Source organism: Streptomyces flaveus (assembly GCF_014647675.1).
GTDB classification, from domain to species: Bacteria; Actinomycetota; Actinomycetes; order Streptomycetales; family Streptomycetaceae; genus Streptomyces; species Streptomyces flaveus.
On the sequence record NZ_BMPQ01000022.1, the window covers coordinates 1 to 20,687 of the forward strand.

General features: G+C 71.5%; 20 protein-coding genes and 2 pseudogenes. 12 read left to right on the plus strand and 10 right to left on the minus strand.

From position 1 onward, the window contains the following. The 4 genes and pseudogenes from IEZ21_RS32410 to IEZ21_RS32425 all read left to right on the plus strand — a co-directional run. Positions 1-263, plus strand: a pseudogene (locus tag IEZ21_RS32410) (sodium-independent anion transporter); the annotation flags it as partial. Further along, entirely contained in the window at positions 260-667 is a 408-nt protein-coding gene (locus tag IEZ21_RS32415) for a pyridoxamine 5'-phosphate oxidase family protein (protein WP_189325393.1), read from the plus strand. The pseudogene IEZ21_RS32410 and the gene IEZ21_RS32415, both read left to right, overlap by 4 nt. Next, entirely contained in the window at positions 667-1,098 is a 432-nt protein-coding gene (locus IEZ21_RS32420; protein WP_189325394.1) for an ATP-binding protein, read from the plus strand. Before IEZ21_RS32415 ends, IEZ21_RS32420 begins: the two co-directional genes overlap by 1 nt. A 35-nt stretch (positions 1,099-1,133) precedes the next feature. After that, positions 1,134-1,550 (plus strand): anti-sigma factor antagonist, encoded by a 417-nt coding sequence (locus IEZ21_RS32425; protein ID WP_189325395.1) that lies wholly within the window; start codon positions 1,134-1,136, stop codon positions 1,548-1,550. 11 nt (positions 1,551-1,561) lie between these two features. Here the strand turns inward: IEZ21_RS32425 and IEZ21_RS32430 are convergent, their stop codons facing one another. Next, complete coding sequence (locus tag IEZ21_RS32430) at positions 1,562-1,714, minus strand: hypothetical protein (protein ID WP_189325522.1); 153 nt, start codon at positions 1,712-1,714, stop codon at positions 1,562-1,564. Positions 1,715-1,968: 254 nt separating this feature from the next. Here IEZ21_RS32430 and IEZ21_RS32435 point away from each other — a divergent pair, with 254 nt between their 5' ends. The 7 genes from IEZ21_RS32435 (at position 1,969) to IEZ21_RS32465 (ending at position 9,836) form a co-directional block, all read left to right on the plus strand. Beyond that, positions 1,969-2,319, plus strand: a complete 351-nt coding sequence (locus IEZ21_RS32435) for an ArsR/SmtB family transcription factor (RefSeq protein WP_189325396.1) — start codon at positions 1,969-1,971, stop codon at positions 2,317-2,319. Positions 2,320-2,469: 150 nt separating this feature from the next. Beyond that, positions 2,470-2,952 carry an NADH-quinone oxidoreductase subunit B family protein gene (locus IEZ21_RS32440; RefSeq protein ID WP_165337606.1) on the plus strand — a complete coding sequence of 161 codons (483 nt, stop codon included), beginning with the start codon at positions 2,470-2,472 and terminating at the stop codon, positions 2,950-2,952. Next, positions 2,949-4,994: a proton-conducting transporter transmembrane domain-containing protein gene (locus IEZ21_RS32445; RefSeq protein WP_189325397.1), complete on the plus strand. Its 2,046-nt coding sequence runs from the start codon at positions 2,949-2,951 to the stop codon at positions 4,992-4,994. The genes IEZ21_RS32440 and IEZ21_RS32445 overlap by 4 nt, the downstream gene beginning before the upstream one ends. Further along, positions 4,991-5,956 (plus strand): respiratory chain complex I subunit 1 family protein, encoded by a 966-nt coding sequence (locus IEZ21_RS32450; protein WP_189325398.1) that lies wholly within the window; start codon positions 4,991-4,993, stop codon positions 5,954-5,956. The genes IEZ21_RS32445 and IEZ21_RS32450 overlap by 4 nt, the downstream gene beginning before the upstream one ends. Beyond that, complete coding sequence (locus tag IEZ21_RS32455) at positions 5,956-6,651, plus strand: hypothetical protein (RefSeq protein WP_189325399.1); 696 nt, start codon at positions 5,956-5,958, stop codon at positions 6,649-6,651. Before IEZ21_RS32450 ends, IEZ21_RS32455 begins: the two co-directional genes overlap by 1 nt. A gap of 26 nt (positions 6,652-6,677) precedes the next feature. Then, positions 6,678-8,354, plus strand: a complete 1,677-nt coding sequence (locus tag IEZ21_RS32460; protein WP_246568353.1) for a proton-conducting transporter transmembrane domain-containing protein — start codon at positions 6,678-6,680, stop codon at positions 8,352-8,354. A gap of 3 nt (positions 8,355-8,357) precedes the next feature. Continuing rightward, positions 8,358-9,836 carry a hydrogenase large subunit gene (locus IEZ21_RS32465; RefSeq protein WP_189325400.1) on the plus strand — a complete coding sequence of 493 codons (1,479 nt, stop codon included), beginning with the start codon at positions 8,358-8,360 and terminating at the stop codon, positions 9,834-9,836. Between the two features lie 89 nt (positions 9,837-9,925). Here IEZ21_RS32465 and IEZ21_RS32470 read toward each other — a convergent pair whose 3' ends face one another. The 9 genes and pseudogenes from IEZ21_RS32470 to IEZ21_RS32505 form a co-directional block, all read right to left on the minus strand. Continuing rightward, positions 9,926-11,344 carry an NAD(P)(+) transhydrogenase (Re/Si-specific) subunit beta gene (locus IEZ21_RS32470; RefSeq protein WP_189325401.1) on the minus strand — a complete coding sequence of 473 codons (1,419 nt, stop codon included), beginning with the start codon at positions 11,342-11,344 and terminating at the stop codon, positions 9,926-9,928. 5 nt (positions 11,345-11,349) lie between these two features. Continuing rightward, positions 11,350-11,682, minus strand: a complete 333-nt coding sequence (locus tag IEZ21_RS32475; RefSeq protein ID WP_189325402.1) for an NAD(P) transhydrogenase subunit alpha part 2 — start codon at positions 11,680-11,682, stop codon at positions 11,350-11,352. Then, positions 11,679-12,794: an NAD(P) transhydrogenase subunit alpha gene (locus tag IEZ21_RS32480; RefSeq protein WP_189325403.1), complete on the minus strand. Its 1,116-nt coding sequence runs from the start codon at positions 12,792-12,794 to the stop codon at positions 11,679-11,681. Before IEZ21_RS32480 ends, IEZ21_RS32475 begins: the two co-directional genes overlap by 4 nt. A 49-nt stretch (positions 12,795-12,843) precedes the next feature. Further along, a complete protein-coding gene (locus tag IEZ21_RS32485; protein WP_213089385.1) occupies positions 12,844-13,857 on the minus strand; it encodes a zinc-dependent alcohol dehydrogenase in 1,014 nt (337 codons plus the stop codon). Between the two features lie 66 nt (positions 13,858-13,923). Further along, positions 13,924-14,253: pseudogene (locus IEZ21_RS48500) on the minus strand (DUF779 domain-containing protein); the annotation flags it as partial. 50 nt (positions 14,254-14,303) lie between these two features. Next, complete coding sequence (locus IEZ21_RS32490) at positions 14,304-15,824, minus strand: aldehyde dehydrogenase family protein (protein WP_189325405.1); 1,521 nt, start codon at positions 15,822-15,824, stop codon at positions 14,304-14,306. Between the two features lie 41 nt (positions 15,825-15,865). Next, positions 15,866-17,224 (minus strand): sigma-54-dependent transcriptional regulator family protein, encoded by a 1,359-nt coding sequence (locus IEZ21_RS32495; protein WP_189325406.1) that lies wholly within the window; start codon positions 17,222-17,224, stop codon positions 15,866-15,868. A gap of 232 nt (positions 17,225-17,456) precedes the next feature. Continuing rightward, a complete protein-coding gene (gap, locus tag IEZ21_RS32500) occupies positions 17,457-18,485 on the minus strand; it encodes a type I glyceraldehyde-3-phosphate dehydrogenase (protein WP_189325407.1) in 1,029 nt (342 codons plus the stop codon). A 133-nt stretch (positions 18,486-18,618) separates the two neighbouring features. Then, positions 18,619-19,311, minus strand: a complete 693-nt coding sequence (locus tag IEZ21_RS32505) for a response regulator (RefSeq protein ID WP_189325408.1) — start codon at positions 19,309-19,311, stop codon at positions 18,619-18,621. A gap of 306 nt (positions 19,312-19,617) precedes the next feature. Here IEZ21_RS32505 and IEZ21_RS32510 point away from each other — a divergent pair, with 306 nt between their 5' ends. Beyond that, a complete protein-coding gene (locus IEZ21_RS32510; RefSeq protein ID WP_189325409.1) occupies positions 19,618-20,490 on the plus strand; it encodes a universal stress protein in 873 nt (290 codons plus the stop codon). Positions 20,491-20,687 lie beyond the last annotated feature (197 nt).

Here is a 20,687-nt window from a genome sequence, read left to right on the forward strand (position 1 = left end):
CCCTCGTCCTGAAGGACACGATTCAAAGGCTCAACCGGCGCGGCATCGTCGTCATGGCCTCGGGGATCCGTCCGGGCCAGCGTCAAGTCCTGGAATCCATGGGCGTGTTGGAGCTGCTGCGGCTGAAGGAAAGCGAGTACTACAGCACGCCGGAGGCGATCCGGGGAGCGCGCACCCACCTGGAGTGCACCGGTGTCCTGCCGCTTCTCCCCGCCCAGAAATCCCGGACCATCAGTGAGGAAGCAGAGGAAACCGTCGGATGAGCACTCCGCCCGCATCGCTGCGCATGGTCGAGGTATCCGGTGCCGAGGCCCTGTGGCTGCTGGAGGGCAGTTCGCTGGGGCGGCTGGTGTACACACAGCGGGACCTGACCGTCGTACGGCCCGGTCGGCACACGTGGGAGTTCGGGCGGCTGGTGGTGCGCACACCCGCGCCGGCCGCCGCGGTCCCGGCGACAGTGACGTATCACGTGGACGAGATCCGAGTGGTGGGTGGCACCGGCTGGACGGTCACCGTCTCCGGCCCGGTCGATGTGATCACCGATCCCGACGAGGCCGCCCACTACCAACGCACTCTCGCCGGCTGGACACACGGCCCGCATGACACGCTGCTGCGCCTGCACCCCAAGACGGTGAGCGGATTCCGCCTCGCCCGCGCGGAGGCGTGATGAGTACCCGGCTCGAAGCCCTGCCTCACCGGCATGTGCTCACGCTGCCCGCGATGCCGTCCGCGGTCCGCACGGCCCGGGAGACCGCCGAGCGGGCCCTGGACGAGTGGGGCATAAGCCTGCGCCACCCGACGGTCGGCCCGGCTCTGCTGATACTCAGCGAGCTGGTCACCAACAGCGTCCGGCACGCCGCGGCGCTCTCCCCGCAGGTGACCGTCATCTACGCGGCGGGCGCGGACTGTCTGGCCTTCGCCGTGCACGACCGCCACCCCCACCAGCCCTCGCTGAACGCGTCGGTCACCGACACCGGCACGGGGGCGGGCGGTCTGGCCACCGTCATGGAGCTCACCCTCGGCCTGGGCGGCACCGCGGTCGTCCGGGCCGACGTCGACGGCAAGGGCAAGAGCATCTGGATCACCCTTCCACTCTGACCAAACAGGCCGACTGCGCAAGGAAGTTGACGACCATGACCATCGAGTGGCGCTACACCGTCGAACAGGACCTCGGCATCCTGTCTGTCTCCGGATACCTGGGACCGGACGCCGTTCGCCGCTTCGCCGGCGCCGTCGGCTGGGTCGTGGGACGCGGGACCGGCCCGGTCATCGTCGACCTGACCGAACTGCGCGGCTGGTCGGCCGAGGGACAGCTGGCGATCACCGACGCCGCACGCCGCCTCGCCGCAGCCGACCGCAGCCTGGAACTGGCCGCGATCCCCGCCGACGGCTCCCACGTCCCCGACGGAGACTGCTCGCCCATCCCCGTGCATGCCGACCTGGTCGGCGCGCTCGCCTCACACAGCACACGGCACGGCGAGGCGCCGGAGGGACGCCACGAGTGGAGGACGACAGAGTGGCCGAGGACTGGAGACGACGCCGGCGAGTGAGCCCGGCTGGTTCAGCCAGGGGCGAAGGCGCCGTCGTCGTCCCGTACGGGGACGACGGTGCAGGTGTCCTCGCCCTCCGCGGCGATGGCCACGTCCTCGGCGAAGCCCGTCGCGGACAGCTCCCGGCCGGAGACACCCGCGCCACGCAGCGGAATAACTCTCACGCAAGCCTTCCTCACATCACGTATGGAGTTGCTAAACTTAGCAATTGTCGAGGTCGTCACTGCTGATTCCGGGCGGTTCGGTTCTCGTGCGCGGATTCGGCGCGGCCGCCGCCGCAGGCGAGGATGGGCCGCATGTGTGTGACGAGCGAAGCGAGATGGGGGTCCCCCCGCCCGAAGGGTGGGGGAGGGTGGATGCGATGCGCCGAGGACCGGCCAATACGGCCGTACTGTTCCGCCGGGGAGGGGACGGCACGATGAGCACGCCGCTGTACCAACTGAAGGCCGAGTTCTTCAAGACGATCGGCCATCCCGCGCGCATCCGGGTCCTGGAGCTGCTGAGCGAGCGCGAGCATGCGGTGGCGGAGATGCTGCCCGAGGTGGGGATCGAGCCGGCCCACCTGTCGCAGCAGCTCGCGGTGCTGCGCCGGGCGAACCTGGTGGTGACCCGCAAGGAGGGCTCGACCGTGTACTACTCGCTGACCAGCCCGCACATCGCCGAGCTGCTCAGGGTCGCCCGCACCATCCTGTCCGGCGTGCTCGCCGGCCAGGCCGAACTGCTCGCCGACCTTCAGGCCGCCCAGACGCAGGCGAAACCGCCGTCGTAACGCCGGCCCTCAATCGGTGGCCGTCTCCCGGGAGTTGACAGCGCTCCGTGGTGCGGGAGGCGGCCGCCTTCACCCCCGAGTGCCGTAACTCCGGTCGCAGGTGCCTGTTGGACACCTGTAGACAAGTCCTCACCGTGTCAGGGAGGGTTCATGGGCCTGTTGCGCAAGATCCGGGACACCGGTCAGGTGGCCGAGCCCGCTCCACCGCGCCCGGAGGGTGGCGTCCCCCCGCAGGCGCGGGAGTTCGGCGGCTCGGTGCAGGTGCGGTGCGTGGACGCCGGGTCCTGCAACGGTTGCGAGATCGAGATCGCCGCGGCCTTCAATCCGGTGTACGACGCCGAGCGGTACGGCGCCCGGCTGGTGGCCTCGCCCCGGCACGCGGACGTGGCCCTGGTGACGGGGCCGGTGACGCGGAACATGGCCGAGCCGTTGCGCCGCACGGTCGCCGCGATGCCCGAGCCGCGGCTGGTCGTCGCGGTCGGGGACTGTGCGATCAACTGCGGGGAGTTCGCGGGCGGGTACGGCGTCGAGGGCGCCGTCTCCGATGTCGTACCGGTGGATCTGGCGGTACCCGGCTGCCCGCCGCGGCCGGACGAGATCGTGGCGGCACTGCGGAGGGTGACCGGACGGTGAGCCTGATTCCGGCCGCCCTCGCGACGGCCACCGTGTTGGGCGTGGCGGGCGCGCCGGCCGGACTGGTCCTGCCGCCGCGGGTGCGCGGCTGGGTGGTGGGTGTGTTGACGGCGGGCGTGGGGGTGGCCGGTGGTACGGCGGGTGTGGCTGCACTGGGCGGAAGCCGCTGGTCGGCCGAGGTACCCGGGCTGCTGCCGCTGGCCGGGACGCATCTGGCGGTGGACGCGCTGTCGGGCTTGTTCATGGCGGTGGCCGGGGCCGTGGTGGCGGCGGTCGCGGTCTACGGCATCGGCTATGTGACCGGGCACGGATCGCATGGGTCGTACGGCCTCGGCTCGCGGGGCGCCCAAGCGGTGCTGCCGCTGTTCGCGCTGAGCCTGCTGCTGGTGCCGGCGGCGGCCTCGGTGTCGACGTTCCTGCTGCTGTGGGAGCTGATGGCGCTCACCTCGCTGCTGCTTGTCCTGGCCGAGCACCGGGCCCGGCCCGCCGTGCTGCAGGCGGGCGTCTGGTACGCGGTGATGACCCACCTGGGGCTCGTCCTGCTGCTCGCGGGCCTGTCCGTGTACGCCGCACAGGCCGGGGGCGAGACCTTCGCCGCCCTGCGTGCCGGTACGGCGGGGATCTCGCCGACCTTGCGCGGGCTCGTCTTCGTGCTGACGGCGGTGGCGTTCACCTCCAAGGCGGGACTCGTGCCGCTGCACGCCTGGCTGCCGCGGGCGCATCCCGAAGCACCCAGCGCCGTCTCGGCGTTGATGAGCGCGGCCATGGTCAACCTCGGCGTCTACGGCCTCGTCCGCGTCGGATTCGACCTGCTCGGCGGGGGACCCGCCTGGTGGTGGCTGCTCGTGATGGCCATGGGCGGGCTGTCGGCGGTCTACGGGATCCTGCAGGCCGCGATGGCCTCGGATCTCAAGCGGCTGCTGGCGTACTCGACGTCCGAGAACATGGGGCTGGTCGTGCTCGGTGTGGGTGCGGCCGGGTTGTTCGCCCACGCCGGGAACGACGCGCCGGCGGGGCTGGCGCTGGCGGCCGCGCTGCTGCACGTGGTCAACCACTCGGCTTTCAAGGCCCTGCTGTTCGGCGCGGCGGGTTCGGTGCTGCGGGCCACAGGAGAACGGAACCTGGATCTGCTGGGCGGGCTGCGGGCCCGGATGCCGGTCACGGCGGGGCTGTTCGCGGTCGGCGCGCTGGGCGCGGTGGCGCTGCCGCCGGGCAACGGGTTCATCAGCGAGTGGCTGCTCCTGCAGTCGATGATCCACGGTCTGGAAGTGCCCGGGGTGACCACGGCGATCGTGCTGCCGCTCGCGGTGGCGGTGATCGCCCTGTCGGCGGGTCTTGCGGCGGCGGTGTTCGTCAAGGCGCTCGGCGTGGGCTTCTTCGCCCGCCCGCGCGGCGAACCGGCCACCGCGGCCAAGGAGTCGCCGCCGCTCATGCTGGCCGGGATGGGGCTGCTCGCGGCGCTGTGCGCGGCGCTCGCCCTGGTGCCGGGGCTGCTGGGCGGCGGCCTGGACCGCGCGGTGGAGGCGGCCGGACTCACCGGGACGCGGCCGGTCGCGGGCGGCGGGCTGCGGGTGCGCCTGGAAGAGGTGTCCGCCACGCTGTCCCCGCTGTGGGTGATCGCGGCGCTGGTGGTCGCACTGGGCTCGGTCATGGCGACGGTGAATTGGGCGACGCGGCGCCGGCAGCGGCGTACGCAGGCGAGGCTGTGGGACTGCGGTGGCGGGGCGCCGACGCCGCGTATGGCCTATACGGCCACCTCGTTCGCCGAGCCGTTGCAGCGGGTCTTCGACGACGTGCTGGCGCCGGAGCAGGACGTGGACGTCACGCCGGTGCGCGAGTCGGCGTATCTCGTGGAGCGGGTGGAGTTCCGCAACCGGGTGCCCGACCGGATCGAGCACCGCCTTTACCAACCGGTCCTCGACCTGCTGGCCGCCGCCGGGCAGTCGGCGCGCAGGCTGGCGGGCGGCAGCGTGCACACGTATCTCGGCTACGGCTTCGTCGGGCTGATCACGCTGCTTGTCGTGCTGGTGGTGGGCTGGTGAACACGGTCGGATACGCGGCGATCGTCCTCCAGGTGGGCGCGGTGGTGGCCGGAGCGCCCCTGTTGACCGGTCTGATGCGGCAGACCCGGGCGCGTCTGGAGGGGCGGGCCGGGGCCGGGGTGCTCCAGCCGTGGCGGGACGTGCGCAAGCTGCTGCGCAAGGAGCCGATCACGCCGGTCGGGACGGGCCCGGCGTTCCGGTGGGCGCCGCCGGTACTGGTGGCCACCTCGCTGGTGCTGGCCGTGCTGGTGCCGCTGGTCTCCACGGAGTCGCCCGTGCGGGGGCGGGCGGATCTGATCGTCGTGGTGGCGCTGCTGGCGCTGGGCACGGTGGCGTTGGCGCTCGCGGGGCTGGATACGGGCACGGCGTTCGGCGGGATGGGCGCCTCGCGGGAGATGACCATCGCCGCGCTGGTGGAGCCGACCATCCTGATGGCGGTGTTCGCGCTGTCGATTCCGGCCGGGTCGACGAACCTGCCCGTCATCGTCGCCGGAGCGGCCGACGAGCCCGCACGCCTCACCTCTCCGGCCGGGCTGCTGGCGATCGCCGCGCTCTCGGTGGCGGTGCTGGCCGAGACGGGGCGGCTGCCGGTGGACAATCCCTCGACCCACCTGGAGCTGACCATGGTCCACGAGGCCATGGTCCTCGAATACGCGGGCCCGGACCTGGCGCTGGTCGAGTTCGGGGCGCAGCTGCGGCTGACCGTGCTGCTGGGGCTGCTGGCCTCGCTGTTCGCGCCGTGGGGGATCGCCACCAGTGCCTCCTCGCTCGCGGCCGTGCTGCTGGCCCTGGTGCTGGTGGTGCTCAAGGTGGCGGTGCTGGGGACGGTGCTGGCGGCGGCTGAGGTGTTCTGGGCCAAACTGCGGCTGTTCCGCGTGCCCGAACTCCTCGCTGGCTCTTTCCTGTTGGCGCTGCTGGCGGTGACCGCCTCGTACTTCATGGGCGGAGAGGGGGGACAGTGATGAGCGAGAGTCTGTTCAGCCAGCTGCTCAATCTGGCCTGCGGGGCGTTCCTGCTGGCCGCCGTGGTGGTGCTGTGGCGGCGCGAACTCGCCGCGATCGTCCGGCTCTTCGCCCTGCAGGGCCTCGCGCTCGCGGCGATCGCCCTGCTGCTGGGGCTGCACGAGGACCGCTGGGACCTGCTCGTGGTCGCGGCGGGCATCGGGGCCCTGCGGGCCGGGCTGCTGCCGTATCTGATCCGGCGGGCCCTGGCCGTGCTCGTCGCCGGACAGGACGGCGGGCATGGCGGCGGGCACGGCGAGGCCCGTGAGACGCAGCCGCTGGTGAATGTGGCGGCCTCGCTGCTGACCGCCGCCGCGCTCACCCTCCTCGCCTACGCCGTCGCCCGCCCCTTGGTCGAACTGGATCCGACCCCGGCGACCCGCGCGCTGCCGGTGGGCCTGGCCGTGGTGCTGATCGGCTTCTTCGTGCTGGTGACCCGGCGCCGGGCGCTTGCCCAGGTGGTCGGGTTCCTGCTGCTGGACAACGGCATCACCGCGACCGCCTTCCTGGCCACCTCCGGCGTGCCGCTCATCGTCGAACTCGGCGTCTCCTTCGACGTGTTGCTCGCCGTGCTGGTACTGCAGCTGCTCACCGTGCGGGTGCGGGAGGCGTTCGGCACCACCGACATCGACGACCTGCGGGAGTTGCACGACTGATGCTGCATCTTTCTCAAGAGCCCGCGATGACCGCACTCCTGCTCACAGCACCCGCCGCCGCACCTCTGGCCGTCGCGGGCGCCTACACGCTCGGCGGCCTACGCGCGGGGCGGCAGGCTGCCGAAGTGCCCACCGTCCAGCGACCGTTGGAGCCCGTGGCCGCGGGAGGCGGTCGGGCGGCCGCACCCATGCCGGCCGTCGCGCCGACGATCAGTCCAGCGCGGCGACATCCCCGCGACTGGGCCGGCCTGGCCTCCCCCCTGGTGATCCTGGCCTGCGGCGCGCTGCTGGCCGCGGACGTCATCGACGACGGGCCTGTGTCCGCGTACTCCGGCCTGCTGCGGGCCGACGCGCTGACCGCATGGATGCTGCTGGTCGTCGGTGCCGTCGCGTTCATCGCGTGCGCCTCGGGCCCGGCGTACCTGGCCGGCGAGCGGGCCGCCGACCGGGCGACGGGCCGGACCGTGATGGGGGTCCCCCCTGGTCATGGGGGTCCCCCCGCTCGAGCGAAGTCGAGAGTGGGGGGGCAGTCGAGAGCTTGGGGGAACTACCACGTCCTCGTCCAGGCGTTCCTGGGCGCGATGTGCCTGGCCGTGGTGACCGCGAACCTCGGCGTGCTGTGGGTGGCGATCGAGGCCACCACCATCGTCACGGCGTTCCTGGTCGGGCACCGCCGCACCCGTACGTCCGTGGAGGCCGCCTGGAAGTACGTGGTGATCTGCTCGGCCGGGATCGCGCTCGCCTTCCTCGGCACCGTCCTGCTCTACTACGCGGCCCGGCAGGCCGGCATCGCCGAGGCGTGGGCGCTGGACTGGCCCACCCTGGTTGCCCGTGCCGATCGCCTCGACCCGGCGGTCACCCGGCTCGGCATCACCCTGGTCGTCCTCGGCTACGGCGCCAAGGCGGGCCTGGTGCCACTGCACGCCTGGCTGCCCGACGCACACAGCCAGGCCCCCGCCCCGGTCTCCGCGCTGATGTCGGGCGTCCTGCTGTCCGTCGCCTTCGCCGCCATCCTGCGCTACCGGGTCATCGCGGACGCCGCCCTCGGCCCGGACTTCACCCGCGTCCTGCTGGCCGGCATCGCGCTGCTGACCCTCGCGCTCGCCGCCGCCCTGCTGCTGGCCCAGCGCGACTACAAGCGGATGCTGGCCTATTCGAGCATGGAGCACATGAGCCTGATCGCTCTCGCCGCGGCCGTGGGCAGCCCGCTCGCCCTGGCCGCCGGGCTGCTGCACATCGCCGGGCACGGGCTGGCCAAGGCCACCGCGTTCTGCGCGTCGGGCCGGATTCTGCAGCTGCGCGGTACGTCGGAGATCGGGCGAGTGAGCGGTCTGCTCGCTCAATCACCGTGGCTGGGGGCGGTGTTCGGGCTCGCAGTCGTCGCACTGCTGGGCTTTCCGCCGTTCAGCCTGTTCGCTTCCGAACTGGGCATCGCCCGCTCCGGATTCGCCGCGGGAGCGGGACTGGGCTGGGCCATGGCCGCCGCCCTCCTGCTGGTCCTGATCGCCTTCGCCGCCCTGGCCACCCGCACCGCGCGCATGCTGCTGGGACCCTCCCCCGCCGGGGATACGGCCGTCCAGGACAGTCCGTCCGCCCTGTGGCCCCTCACTGTGGGCCTGGCGGCCTGCACCGCACTCGGCATCGCTGCCGGCCCGCTGGGCGACCTGCTGTCCCAGGCCGCCGCCGTCCTCGAAAGGCCCTGACCGATGCGCACCGTGCACGACGTCCACGCCGCCGAACTGCCCCAGCGGGCCGAGGCGCTGCTGCGCGACGGGCACCGCCTGGCCCTGATCGCCGCACACCACGACGCCGACGCCGTCCGCCTGGTCCACCTCTTCGTCTCCGGCCCACCAGACACCCGCATCGAACTCCATGTCCGCCTCGACCCCACCCGGCCCGAGGTGCCCAGCCTGGCCCATCTCTCGTTTCCCGCCGGCCGGTTCGAGCGCGAGATGCGCGACCTGCACGGCATCGTCCCCCTCGACCACCCGCAGCCCCGCCGCCTGGTACGCCACTTCCACTGGCCCAGGGGCTGGTACCCGATGCACCCCGATGCCGGGGACCCGCCCGCCTTCGGCGAACAGGAAGGTCCGTACCCCTTCCTGGCAGTCACCGGCGACGGCGTCTACGAAATCCCCGTCGGCCCCGTCCACGCCGGGCTCATCGAACCCGGCCACTTCCGCTTCTCCGTCGTCGGCGAGACCATCCTCAAGCTCAAGGCCCGCCTCTGGTTCGTCCACAAAGGCATCGAGAAACTCTTCCAGGGCCGCAGCGTCGCCGCCGGACTCCCGCTCGCCGAACGCATCAGTGGCGACACCGCCGTCGGCCACGCCCTCGCGTACTGCCTGGCCGTCGAGGAGGCCACGGGCGCGGCCGTACCCGAACAGGCCCAGTGCGCCCGCGCCCTGCTCCTCGAACTCGAACGCCTCCACAACCACGTCGCCGACCTGGGCATGCTCTGCAACGACGTCGGATACGGCATCCTCAACGCCCACGCCCAGCGCGTCCGCGAACAACTCCTGCGCCTCAACAGCACGGTGACCGGACACCGCCTGCTGCGCGGCGGCGTCGTCCCCGGCGGCAGCGCCCTGCGCACCCTGCCCGGCCCCGCCCAACTGGACGCCGTCGGCGACGACATCCGCGACATCGTCCGGCTGGCGCTGGGCCACTCCACCGTCCACGACCGCTTCACCGGCACCGCGATCCTGCGCACCGAGGCCGCCCGTGACATCGGCTGCCTCGGCTACGTCGCCCGCGCCAGCGGCCTGGCCCAGGACGCCCGGATCGCCCACCCCTTCACCCCGCACGGGCAACCCGGTCACGTCCCCGTGCACGCCGGTGGCGACGTCCTGGCCCGCTTCCTGGTCCGGGCCGAAGAGATCGACGCTTCTCTCACTCTGATCCGGGAACTCACCGACCGCGTCTCGACCGGCGCGGTTCTGGGCCCTACCGCGGTGCCCGGGGAAGGCCCCCTCAGCGGCGTCGGCCTCGTCGAAGGCTGGCGCGGCACCATCGCCACCCGCGTCGAGCTCGCCGCCGACGGCACCCTCAAGCGGGTCAAGCCGGTCGACCCGTCGTTCTTCAACTGGCCCGCGCTGCCGGTCGCCCTGAACGACACGATCGTCCCGGACTTCCCGCTGACCAACAAGAGCTTCAATCTCTCCTACGCCGGCAATGATCTCTGACCGGTCAGGAACCCGACTGAACCGGACATCACTCGAGCCCTCGCGCCTTCCGCGAGGGCTCAAGCAGCCGTGTGGCCAGTAGGTGTGCGTCAGCCGACGAACTCCCCCACTGCGGCCTTCAGTTCGGACAGTCCCTTCTTGGCGTCGGTGAAGAACATCCCGGTCTTCGGGTCGGTGTAGAGCTCGTTGTCTATGCCCGCGTAGCCGTGGCCCATCGAGCGCTTGATGACGACGATGCTCTTGGCCTTGTCGACGTCGAGGATCGGCATGCCGGAGATCGCGTTGCCGGGGCGGCGGGCGATCGGGTTGGTCACGTCGTTGGCACCGATGACGAGGGCGACGTCGGCCTGCGGGAACTCGGGGTTGACGTCGTCCATCTCCTTCAGTTGCGTGTAGGGGACGTTGGCTTCCGCCAGGAGCACGTTCATGTGTCCGGGCATGCGGCCGGCGACCGGGTGGACGGCGTAGCTGACGTCGATGCCGTGGTCGGTGAGCAGCTGGGCCAGGGCGCCGAGTTCGTGCTGGGCCTGGGCGGCGGCCAGGCCGTACCCCGGCACGAAGATGACCTTGCGCGCGTACGCCAGCTGGATCGCCACGTCGTCCGCGGAGACCGGGCGGACCTGGGCGGGTGCCCCGCCCGCGCCGGCCGTCGCCGGAGCGCTGTCGCCGGTGCCGAAGCCGCCGATGACGACGTTGGCGATGGACCGGTTCATGGCGTCGGCCATCAGCTTGGTGAGGATGCCGCCCGAGGCGCTGACGAGCATGCCCGCGATGATGAGCGCGGTCTCGTCGAGCACGAAGCCGGCCATCGCGACCGCGGACCCGGTGAAGGCGTTCAGCAGGGCGATGACCACCGGCATGTCCGCGCCGCCGATCGGCAGCACCATCGTCACGCCGAAGAGCAGTGCCACGGCGACGAGTCCGTACAGCGCGACCTGGCTGTCGGGTGCCAGCACCAGCCAGACCGTGCCGGCGACGAAGGAGGCCGGCAGCAGCACGTTGAGCAGCCGTGCACCCGGGAAGACCACTGGTGCGCCGGACACGACGCCCTGCAGCTTGCCCGCCGCGACCAGCGAGCCGGAGAGGGTGACCGCGCCGATGACGATGTCCAGGGCGCCGGGGAGGGAGACCCGTGTGCCCAGGGCGGCCGGGTGGTCGGCCTGGAGCAGGTCGCCGACCGCGATGAGCGCGGCCGCGCCGCCGCCGACGGCGTTGAAGAGACTGACCAGTTGCGGCATGGAGGTCATCTGGACCTCGCGCGCGGCCCACAGGCCGAGCGCCGCACCCAGGACGCCTCCGGAGATCAGTACGAGCCAGCCGGTGCTACTGATCACGTTCTCGTCCGTGACCAGCCAGACGGTGGCGGCGATCGCGAGGGCCATGGCCCCGGCGGAGAGGGTGTTGCCGCGGCGGGCCGTGCGCGGGTGGTTCATCAGGTGCAGGCCCATCACGAAGCAGGCGGCCGCGGCCAGGAAGATGTACTGAACGGCGTTGGAGACGGTGTCCATGACGGTCACACCTCCGCCTTCTCTTGCGATTGCGTGACGGACTTCTCGGCGGTCGGCTTGGCCCGGAACATCTCCAGCATCCGGTCCGTGACCACGTATCCGCCGACGACGTTCATGGCGCCGAACACCATGGCCACGAAGGCGAGGGCATAGCCGAGCCAGGTGTGCGACTCGGCCGCGATCAGCATCGCGCCGATGACGACGATGCCGTGCACGGCATTGGAGCCGGACATCAGCGGCGTGTGCAGGGTCGCCGGGACCTTGCTGATGACCTCGATGCCGACCAGGACGCTCAGCACGAAGACGGTGATCGCGGTGAGGAGATCGAGGTTGTTCATGATGACGCTCCTCCCATGAGTGCGGCCGTGATCTCGTCGGCCGTGTCGAGGACGAGTTCGCCGTCGCGCACCAAGTGGCGCAGCAGCGCGACGAGGTTGCGGGCGTACGCCGTGGACGCGGCGGTCGCCATCGCGGAGGGCAGGCGTCCGGCGCCGATGAGGGTGACTCCGTTGTCGAGGACGGTGGTCTTGTCGGGCTCGGTGCCCTCGACGTTGCCGCCGAGTTCGCTCGCCGCCAGGTCGACGACGACCGAGCCGGGCTTCATCTGCTCCACAGCGGTGGCGGTGACCAGCAACGGTGGCTTGCGGCCCGGTACTTGGGCCGTGGTGATGAGGATGTCGGAGCGGGCGATGTGCGCGTCGAGCGCCTCCCGCTGGGCCCGCTGTTCCTGTTCGGTCAACTCCCGTGCGTAGCCGCCCTGTCCGGCCCCCGGTTCCCCGTTCGGCGGGCTCTGGATGTCGAGGAACCGGGCGCCGAGCGACTCCACCTCCCCACGCGATGCGGGGCGTACGTCGTACGCCGAGACGACGGCACCAAGGCGGCGGGCGGTGGCGATCGCCTGCAGCCCGGCCACTCCGGCACCGAGGACGAGGACCTGCGCCGGACGCATGGTGCCCGCCGCGGTGGTCAGCATCGGGAAGAACCGGTCGTACGAGTCGGCCGCCACCAGTGCCGCCTTGTAGCCGGCGACACTGGCCTGGGACGTCAGCGCGTCCATCGACTGGGCGCGGCTGAGGGTGCGCGGCAGCAGGTCGAGACTCACCGTGCGCACACCGCGTCCGGTCAGTTCCTCGGCCAGGGCGGGGTTGCGCAGTGGTTCGAGCAGGCCGATCAGTGTCTGCCCGGCGCGCAGGGCCTGAGCCGTCTCCACGTCCGGCGGGCCGACACACAGCACGACGTCGGCACGCGCGTACAACTCGTCCGGCGGTACGACGGTCGCGCCGACGTCGGTGTACTCGGCGTCGGTGAACCAGGCACCGGAGCCGGCGCCGGTCTCGATCAGGACGTCAAGTCCGGCTCGGCGCAGGAGGGTTACGGCCTCGGGGACGAGGGCGACACGGCGTTCGCCGGGCGCCCGCTCCCGTACGGCACCGATGATGAGGGTTGCCATGATCTGCTGCCTCTCCCTGTGGCCCGGTGGGTGCCGGGCCACGGAACTCTCAGAACTCGAAGACGAGCCGCGCTTCGGCTCGTCCGTCGAGGACCTCGTCGAAGGATTCGTTGACCTGGTCCAGGCGCCGCGGTTCGGCGATGACCTGGGTGCGTCCGGCGGCGTGCAGCGCGAACACCTCGGCGAGGTCCTGGCGGGTGCCGACGATGGAGCCGATGACGGAGATCCCGCTGAGCACGGTCTCGAAGATCGGCACATTGATCGACGCGTTGTCGGCGGGCAGGCCGACCATGACCAGGCGCCCGCCCCGGTTGAGGGACCGGTAGGCCTGCTCGAACGCCTTGGGCGAGGCGGCCAGTACGATGGCCACGTCCGCACCGCCGGCCTTCTTGATCTCCTCGACCGGGTCGTGCGTACGGGCGTTGACGATCTGGTCGGCGCCGAGCTTGTGGGCCAGGCCCAGCTTGTCCGGTTCGAGGTCGACGGCGGTGACGAAGCCGCCGACGAGGCGTGCGTACTGGACGGCCAGGTGGCCGAGGCCGCCGACGCCGAAGACGGCGACCCGCTCGGCCGGGACCACGTGCGCGACCTTGATCGCCTTGTACGTGGTGACGCCGGCGCAGGTCAGCGGCGCCGCGTCGAACGACGACACGCCCTCGGGCACCGGGACGACGGCGCCCGCGTCGGCCACGGCGTACTCGGCGTAGCAACCGTCCACGGAGTAGCCGGAGTTGACCTGGCTCTCGCAGAGGGTCTCCCAGCCGGAGACGCAGTGGCGGCAGGTGCCGCAGGACGAGCCGAGCCACGGGATGGCGACCCGCTTGCCGACCAGGTCGGCGGAGACGCCCTCACCGACGGCCTGGACCGGGCCGACGCCCTCGTGTCCGGGGATGAACGGCGGCTGCGGCTTGACCGGCCAGTCGCCGTGGGCCGCGTGGATGTCGGTGTGGCAGAGGCCGGAAGCCTCCATACGGACGAGTACCTGGCCGGGGCCGGGTTCGGGGACGGGGAGTTCCTGGATCTCCAGGGGCTTCCCGAGGTGAGTGACGACTGCTGCCTTCATGATCAGCTCCTCTACTGGGCTGTATGCCGGAAGCCGGCTCTCTGCCGGTTCCTCGATCCGTGTGACGAAACGCAGCCCGTCCCCTGCTGCGAGGGAGAAGCCGCCCGGTGTGCCCTCCTCGACGTCCAGGACGAGGCGTGGGCGGCCGAGCGCCTCGTACAGGTCGGCGTCGATGTGGAAGGTGCCGCCGTCCAGGACGCCGAGCATCATGTCGCCGTCGCCGAGGGCGAATTCGCCGCCGGGGAAGCACATCGGGTCGCTGCCGTCGCAGCAGCCGCCGGACTGGACGAACATCACCGGCCGGCCGTGGGCGGCGCGCAGGGCCTTGATGGCCCGGTGCGCCGCCCGGGTGGCGGTGACGCGCCCGGCGTTGCCGTTCTTGAGCGTCGCGGGCATGTCGGTGCCCCCCTTCGGATCCGCTGTGATCGCTGGAATCAGCGGCTCGGCTAGAACAGCCCGAGCGGCTTGGTGCCGTAGCTGACCAGGAGGTTCTTGGTCTGGCTGTAGTGATCGAGCATCATCTTGTGCGTCTCGCGGCCGATGCCGGAGACCTTGTAGCCACCGAACGCGGCACCCGCCGGGTACTGGTGGTAGCAGTTCGTCCAGACTCGGCCGGCCTTGATGGCGCGGCCCATCCGGTAGTTGCGGTTGGTGTCGCGGCCCCACACGCCGGCCCCGAGGCCGTACAGCGTGTCGTTGGCGATCTCCAGTGCCTCGGCCTCGTCCTTGAAGGTGGTGACCGCGAGGACGGGTCCGAAGATCTCCTCCTGGAAGACCCGCATCTTGTTGTGGCCCTTGAGGACGGTCGGCTCGTAGAAGTAGCCGTCCGCGAACTCCCCGCCGAGGGCGGGACGGTGGCCGCCGACGAGCAGTTCGGCGCCCTCCTTCAGACCGATCTCGACGTACGAGGCGATCTTCTCGACCTGCTGCCGGGACACCTGGGGGCCGATCATGGTGGCGGGGTCGAGCGGGTCGCCCTGCTTGATGGCGCGGATGCGCTCCAGGCAGCGGGCCATGAACTCCTCGTAGATGTCCTCCTGGATGAGGGCGCGCGAGGGGGCGGTGCAGACCTCGCCCTTGTTGAACGCGTACAGCACGAGTCCCTCGACGGCCTTGTTCAGGAAGTCGTCGTCCTCGACGGCCACGTCGTTGAAGAAGATGTTCGGCGACTTGCCGCCCAGCTCCAGCGTGACCGGGATGATGTTCTGCGCCGCGTACTGCATGATCAGGCGGCCGGTGGTGGTCTCGCCGGTGAAGGCGACCTTGGCGATGCGCTTGTTGGTGGCGAGCGCCTTGCCGATCTCGGCGCCGGGGCCGTTGACGACGTTGAGGACGCCCGGCGGCAGGTGGTCGCCGATGACCTCCATCAGCTTCAGGATCGACCACGGGGTCGGCGACGCCGGCTTGATCACCGTGGCGTTGCCGGCGGCGAGCGCCGGGGCCAGCTTCCACGCGGCCATCAGCAGCGGGAAGTTGAACGGGATGATCTGCCCGACCACGCCCAGCGGCTCGTGGAAGTGGTAGGCGATGGTCTCCTTGTCGATCTCGGTGATCGAGCTCTCCTCGGCGCGGATCGCGGCCGCGAAGTAGCGGAAGTGGTCGGCGGCGAGCGGGATGTCGGCGGCGAGGGTCTCGCGGACCGGCTTGCCGTTGTCCCAGCTCTCGGCGATGGCGAGTTCCTCGCGGTGCGCGTCGATGGCGTCGGCGACCGCGTTCAGGACCGCGGCCCGCTGCGTGGTGGAGGCCTCGCCCCACTTGTCCTTCGCGGAGTGGGCGGCGTCCAGGGCGAGTTCGATGTCCTCGGGTCCCGACTTCGGGACCTCGCAGATCGGCTTGGCGGTGGCGGGGCACAGGTTGGTGGAGTACTCACCCGTGGTGGGCGCCTCCCACTTGCCGCCGATGAAGTTCTCGTACCGGGGCGCGACGTCGACGGGACTGCCCGTCCTGCCCGGAGCCTCGTACCTCATGATCGTCACCTTTCGCGAGGGTTGTGGTGATGTTCAGCACGCTAGGACCCGGAACGCTGCAGCAACGCTGCATGCCGTCGGACCTGCGGCAGTCGGGGAAGGAGAGTCGACTCGGTGTCCAGTGCGCGGGCCCGGGCCGCCACTGCGGCACGCTGCGGCGAACCAGCCGGCAGCGCGCGGGCGAGCGCCTGCCACGCGGGAGCGTCGTCGGCTCCCCAGGCCGCGTCCACCCAGCGGCGCAGCAGCCGGGCGTCGCCGCTGCCGAGGACGGCACCGCGCAACTGCTGCTCCAGGGCCCGCCGTTGCTCCACGACGACCGGCGCGTCGGAGCGCGGCAGCAGCGGACCGGGGTAGCCGGCCAGCGCCTCGCTCACCCGTCCTTCGGCGAGCAGCGAGGTCACGTCGGCGAAGTCGGTCCGCACCGGGCTCAGCAGTGCGTACGGCCGTGACCCGAGCAGGGCGGGACCGAGCACCGTGCGCAGCCGGGTCAGCTCGGCCCGCAGCGTCGAAGGGGACAACTCCCGCTCCGACAGGTCCACCGCGAGCCGGTCACCGGCCACGCCACGGCCCTCCAGGGCGAGCGCGACCACGATCTCGCTGTGCCGCGGGCTCAGTCGGTGGACTCTCCCGTCACACTCCAGCAGTGCGCTGTCCCGGCCCAGCGCCATCAGATGTACGGCACCGTCCCGTCCCGGGCGGGACGCGTCCTGCGTACGCACCACGCGCCCGCCGGGATCGAGCAGTACCGCCGACGCGGTCAGCTTGCGGGCGAGTTCTGCCTCGGCCGCAAGCGCGGCACCCCGTACCGCGGCCAGAGCGGGGGGCGCGGCGATGGTGCCGCCGCCGGAGAGGTCGACGACACCGAGCACCCGGCCGGTGCCCGGATCACGTATCGGGGCGGCGGCACACGACCAGCCGTGCGCGGCGGCGCTGTAGTGCTCGCCGGCCACGATCTGGACGGGTCGGCCCAACTCCAGTGCCAGTCCGGGGGCGTTGGTCCCGGCCTGTGCCTCGGACCACACGGCGCCCTCGGCGAAGTGCATCCGCTCGGCACGCTCCACAGCCGCGGTGTCGCCCTCGACCCACAGCAGAGTGCCGTCGGTGTCACCGACCGCGAAGACGTGACCGTCGTCCGCGGCACCGGCTCCCAGCAACTCCCGGAACAAGGGGAGCACCGCGACCAGCGGGTGGGTACGCCGGTAGGCCGCCAGCTGTTCGGCCGTCCCGCGCAGCGGCGGCAGACGGCCGCCGTCGGGCTGTACGCCGCCCGCCGCGCAGCGCTGCCACGAGTCGGCCACCAGGCGCCGCACACCCTCCGGCGTTCCGAGCGAGGTCAGGAACCGCTCGTGCGCGGTGCGCAGCGCGGATGCCGAGGTGGCGGTGGCGGTGGCAGCATCCATACGACAAGCACCTCCCACGTGCCTTCCTCAAGTCCGGTCGCACCAGCCTCACCCGCATACCGGGGAAGGACGTAGGGGCCGAACGGCCCCTGTGCCAGGGACGCTTGGGCCTTCGGCCATGGCGCACGGCCGCCCCACCGAGTGCGGGGTCGGGTACGGACGGGCACAGAGCCGCCGACCGGCTTCGGTGTCCGGTCCGGCGGCCCCATGGCGCCTGTCGGTTGTCGGTCTGTCAGCTCTGCGGGAGGCGGGCGACGACGTACTCGGTGAGGTCGAGGAGCCGGTTGGTGTAGCCCCACTCGTTGTCGTACCAGCCGAAGACCTTGACCAGGTTCCCATGGGCCTGGGTGAGCGGGGCGTCGAAGACGCAGGAGGCGGGGTCGCCGACGACGTCGCGGGAGACGATCGGGGCGTCGGACACCCGCAGGATGCCCTTCAGCGGCCCGTCGGCGGCCTCCCGGAAGGCGGCGTTGATCTCGTCGACGGTCACCTCCCGGTCCAGTACGAGGGTCAGGTCGGTGAGGGAGCCGTCCTCGACGGGGACGCGGACCGCGAGGCCGTCGAGGGTGCCGGCCAGCTCCGGCAGGACCAGGCCCACGGCACGGGCGGCTCCGGTGCTGGTCGGGATGATGTTCACGGCGGCGGTGCGGCCGCGCCGGAGGTCCTTGTGCGGGCCGTCCAGGACGACCTGGTCGTTGGTGTAGCCGTGGATGGTGGTCATCAGGCCCTTGTCGATGCCGAAGGCGTCGTCGAGGACCTTGACCATCGGTGCCACGCAGTTGGTGGTGCAGGAGGCGTTGGAGACGACGTGGTCGTTGTCCGGGTCGTACGTGCCCTCGTTGACGCCCATGACGACGGTGGCGTCAACTGCCTTGCCCGGTACGGACAGCAGCACCTTGCGGGCGCCGCCCTTCAGGTGCAGTCCGGCGTCCTCGCGGCTGCGGAAGCGTCCGGTGGACTCGATGACGACGTCCACGCCCAGGCCGGCCCAGTCCAGGGCGGCGGGGTCGCGTTCGGCGGTCACGGCGATGCGGTGGCCGTCGACCGTGATCGAGGTGTCGTCGTGCTCGACCGTGCGGTGCAGCCTGCCGTACGTCGAGTCGTACGCCAGCAGGTGGGCGAGTGCCGCCGGGGAGGTGAGGTCGTTGACCGCCACCACCTCGACCGGGGTGCCGGCCGCTGTCTCCGCGCGCTCCAGCACGAGCCGCAGGTAGTTGCGTCCGATGCGGCCGAAGCCGTTGATTCCCACGCGCACGGTCATGTCCGTCGTCCTCCCGATCGATCCGTTTCTGTGTCGCTGCCAGCCTGCTGGCAGTGGATCGGTTCGGGCTTGGGCCGGAGGGGGGCCAGGTGAGGGACGTTCGGCCCGGCGGACCTCGGTGCCGTACGGACTGTCAGGCCCCGTCGTGCTTGAGCCGCTCCTGAACCTGGGTGGCGATGACCGCGGCCTGGATGCGACGCTCCACGCCGAGCTTGGCCAGCAGCCGGGAGATGTGGTTCTTGACTGTCTTCTCCGCGAGGTAGAGCCGCTGGCCGATCTGGCGGTTGGTCAGCCCCTCGCCGATCAGCGCCAGGATCTCCCGCTCCCGGCTGGTCAGGCCGGGCAGCGCGTCAGGTTCCTCTTCCTTCTGTTGGTCATTGCGCAGGCGGGCCATCAGCCGGGTGGTGGCGCTCGGGTCGAGCAGGGACTGGCCCGCGGCGACCGTGCGGACGGCGGCGACCAGGTCGGAGCCCTGGATCTGCTTGAGCACGTAGCCGGAGGCTCCGGCCATGATCGAGTCGAGCAGGGCCTCTTCGTCGTCGAACGAGGTCAGCATCAGGCAGGCCAGTTCCGGCATCTGCGAGCGTAGTTCGCGGCACACGGTCACACCGTCTCCGTCGGGCAGGCGTACGTCGAGCACGGCGACGTCCGGGCGCAGGGCGGGCACGCGCACCAGGGCCTGCTCCACATTTGCGGCCTCGCCGACCACGGTGATGTCCGGCTGGTCGTCCAGCAGGTCGTGCACCCCGCGCCGTACGACCTCGTGGTCGTCCAGCAGGAAGACCCGGATCGCGGTCTTCGGGGTGGGCTGCTCGCTGTCCGTCATCGACGGCTCCTGTCCTGCGTCGTCTGTCTCCCGCACCGGAATCCGCCTGGTGGGCGTAACCGGTCCTTGCCTATCGCAGATCCTGCGCGATTCCGGGCCGAACGGCCAGGGCCGATCAGCCCTTTCCCTTGTGGCGGTGCCGAACGCCGTGTGGGCCGGGCGGACCCCGGCCGACAGGGCCAAGCAGTCCGAATCGGGACCATCGGCCCCTGGAGTCGCGGCCGCCCTGTCGTGAGGCTCAGGGTGAGGGCCGGCGCAATCGTCCGCGGCCCGCTGGTCCCGTATCGGACACGGAGGTCTCTTCCCATGATTCGCCCCATCACCGTCGGCCTGGACGGTTCCCCCGAGAGCCTGGCCGCCGCCGACTGGGCAGCCCGCGAGGCACAGCGCCGCGGTCTGCCACTGCATCTGGTGCACGCCTGGATCTGGCAGCCGCACGACGTGCCCGTCGCGCAGGACCTGGACACGCAGAAGCACTGGGCCCTGCGTATGCTGCGGGAGGCCGAGGAGGAGCTGCGCGGGCGGCATCCGGAACTGACGGTCAGCACCGAGCAGTTGTCCGACACCGCGGCCGAAGTGCTGCTGGGCCAGGCGGAGAAGGCGGAGCTGCTGGTACTGGGTTCCAGCGGTCACGGCACCGTCGCCGGGTTCCTGCTCGGCTCCGTCGGCCAGCGCGTACTCGCCCGGGCGAACAGCCCGGTGATCATGGTGCGGGCGAACGCCCGCTCGGCCGCCAAGCACGACGGCGGGGAGGTCGTGGTCGGACTCCAGGACCTGGGCGACCCGGCCGGGCCGCTGCTGGAGTTCGCCTTCGACGCGGCCGCCGCCCGCAGGACCGCGCTGCGCGTCGTGCACGCGCCGAACCTGCCGCCGCTGTACGGATACGGCCCCGCGGTCGGGCAGCAGGCCGGCCGAGAGGACGGGATCACGGGGCAGGCGGAGAAGGCGCTGTCCGACGCGCTCAAGCCGTGGCGCGACAAGTATCCGCAGGTCCCGGTCGCCCACACGGTCGAGCTCGCCCGCGCGTCCGGCGTCGTTCTGCAGGCCGCCGCCCAGGCCGGCCTCGTGGTGGTCGGCCGCAGGGTGCACCGGCCCGCGCTCGGTATGCGCATCGGACCGGTCGCCCATGCCGTCCTGCACCACGCCGCCGCCCCGGTCGCCGTCGTCCCGCACGACTGAGGGCCGGATTCCGCGCCGCCGGACGCACCAAGGTGATCTACGAGACCCGCCCGTTGGACACCGTCAACGACTCCATCGCCGAGATCCTGAGCGGTCAGATCAAGGCACGCATCGTCTTCGAAATGTGAAACACCCGCGCCTGTCCGCCGCACGTCGCAGCCCGATGGGGACCGCGGGCGGGCCGCGTACGGCAAGTC

What these genes read in the sequence shown, in the direction of transcription:
- IEZ21_RS32460 (WP_246568353.1), top strand. Translation starts at nt 6,678, where the DNA reads ATGACCGCACTCCTGCTCACAGCACCCGCCGCCGCACCTCTGGCCGTC.
- IEZ21_RS32505 (WP_189325408.1), bottom strand. Translation starts at nt 19,311, where the DNA reads ATGACGGACAGCGAGCAGCCCACCCCGAAGACCGCGATCCGGGTCTTC.
- IEZ21_RS32465 (WP_189325400.1), top strand. Translation starts at nt 8,358, where the DNA reads ATGCGCACCGTGCACGACGTCCACGCCGCCGAACTGCCCCAGCGGGCC.
- IEZ21_RS32485 (WP_213089385.1), bottom strand. Translation starts at nt 13,857, where the DNA reads ATGAAGGCAGCAGTCGTCACTCACCTCGGGAAGCCCCTGGAGATCCAG.
- IEZ21_RS32480 (WP_189325403.1), bottom strand. Translation starts at nt 12,794, where the DNA reads ATGGCAACCCTCATCATCGGTGCCGTACGGGAGCGGGCGCCCGGCGAA.
- IEZ21_RS32415 (WP_189325393.1), top strand. Translation starts at nt 260, where the DNA reads ATGAGCACTCCGCCCGCATCGCTGCGCATGGTCGAGGTATCCGGTGCC.
- IEZ21_RS32510 (WP_189325409.1), top strand. Translation starts at nt 19,618, where the DNA reads ATGATTCGCCCCATCACCGTCGGCCTGGACGGTTCCCCCGAGAGCCTG.
- IEZ21_RS32470 (WP_189325401.1), bottom strand. Translation starts at nt 11,344, where the DNA reads ATGGACACCGTCTCCAACGCCGTTCAGTACATCTTCCTGGCCGCGGCC.
- IEZ21_RS32495 (WP_189325406.1), bottom strand. Translation starts at nt 17,224, where the DNA reads ATGGATGCTGCCACCGCCACCGCCACCTCGGCATCCGCGCTGCGCACC.
- IEZ21_RS32440 (WP_165337606.1), top strand. Translation starts at nt 2,470, where the DNA reads ATGGGCCTGTTGCGCAAGATCCGGGACACCGGTCAGGTGGCCGAGCCC.
- IEZ21_RS32435 (WP_189325396.1), top strand. Translation starts at nt 1,969, where the DNA reads ATGAGCACGCCGCTGTACCAACTGAAGGCCGAGTTCTTCAAGACGATC.
- IEZ21_RS32455 (WP_189325399.1), top strand. Translation starts at nt 5,956, where the DNA reads ATGAGCGAGAGTCTGTTCAGCCAGCTGCTCAATCTGGCCTGCGGGGCG.
- IEZ21_RS32475 (WP_189325402.1), bottom strand. Translation starts at nt 11,682, where the DNA reads ATGAACAACCTCGATCTCCTCACCGCGATCACCGTCTTCGTGCTGAGC.
- IEZ21_RS32490 (WP_189325405.1), bottom strand. Translation starts at nt 15,824, where the DNA reads ATGAGGTACGAGGCTCCGGGCAGGACGGGCAGTCCCGTCGACGTCGCG.
- IEZ21_RS32425 (WP_189325395.1), top strand. Translation starts at nt 1,134, where the DNA reads ATGACCATCGAGTGGCGCTACACCGTCGAACAGGACCTCGGCATCCTG.
- IEZ21_RS32420 (WP_189325394.1), top strand. Translation starts at nt 667, where the DNA reads ATGAGTACCCGGCTCGAAGCCCTGCCTCACCGGCATGTGCTCACGCTG.
- gap (WP_189325407.1), bottom strand. Translation starts at nt 18,485, where the DNA reads ATGACCGTGCGCGTGGGAATCAACGGCTTCGGCCGCATCGGACGCAAC.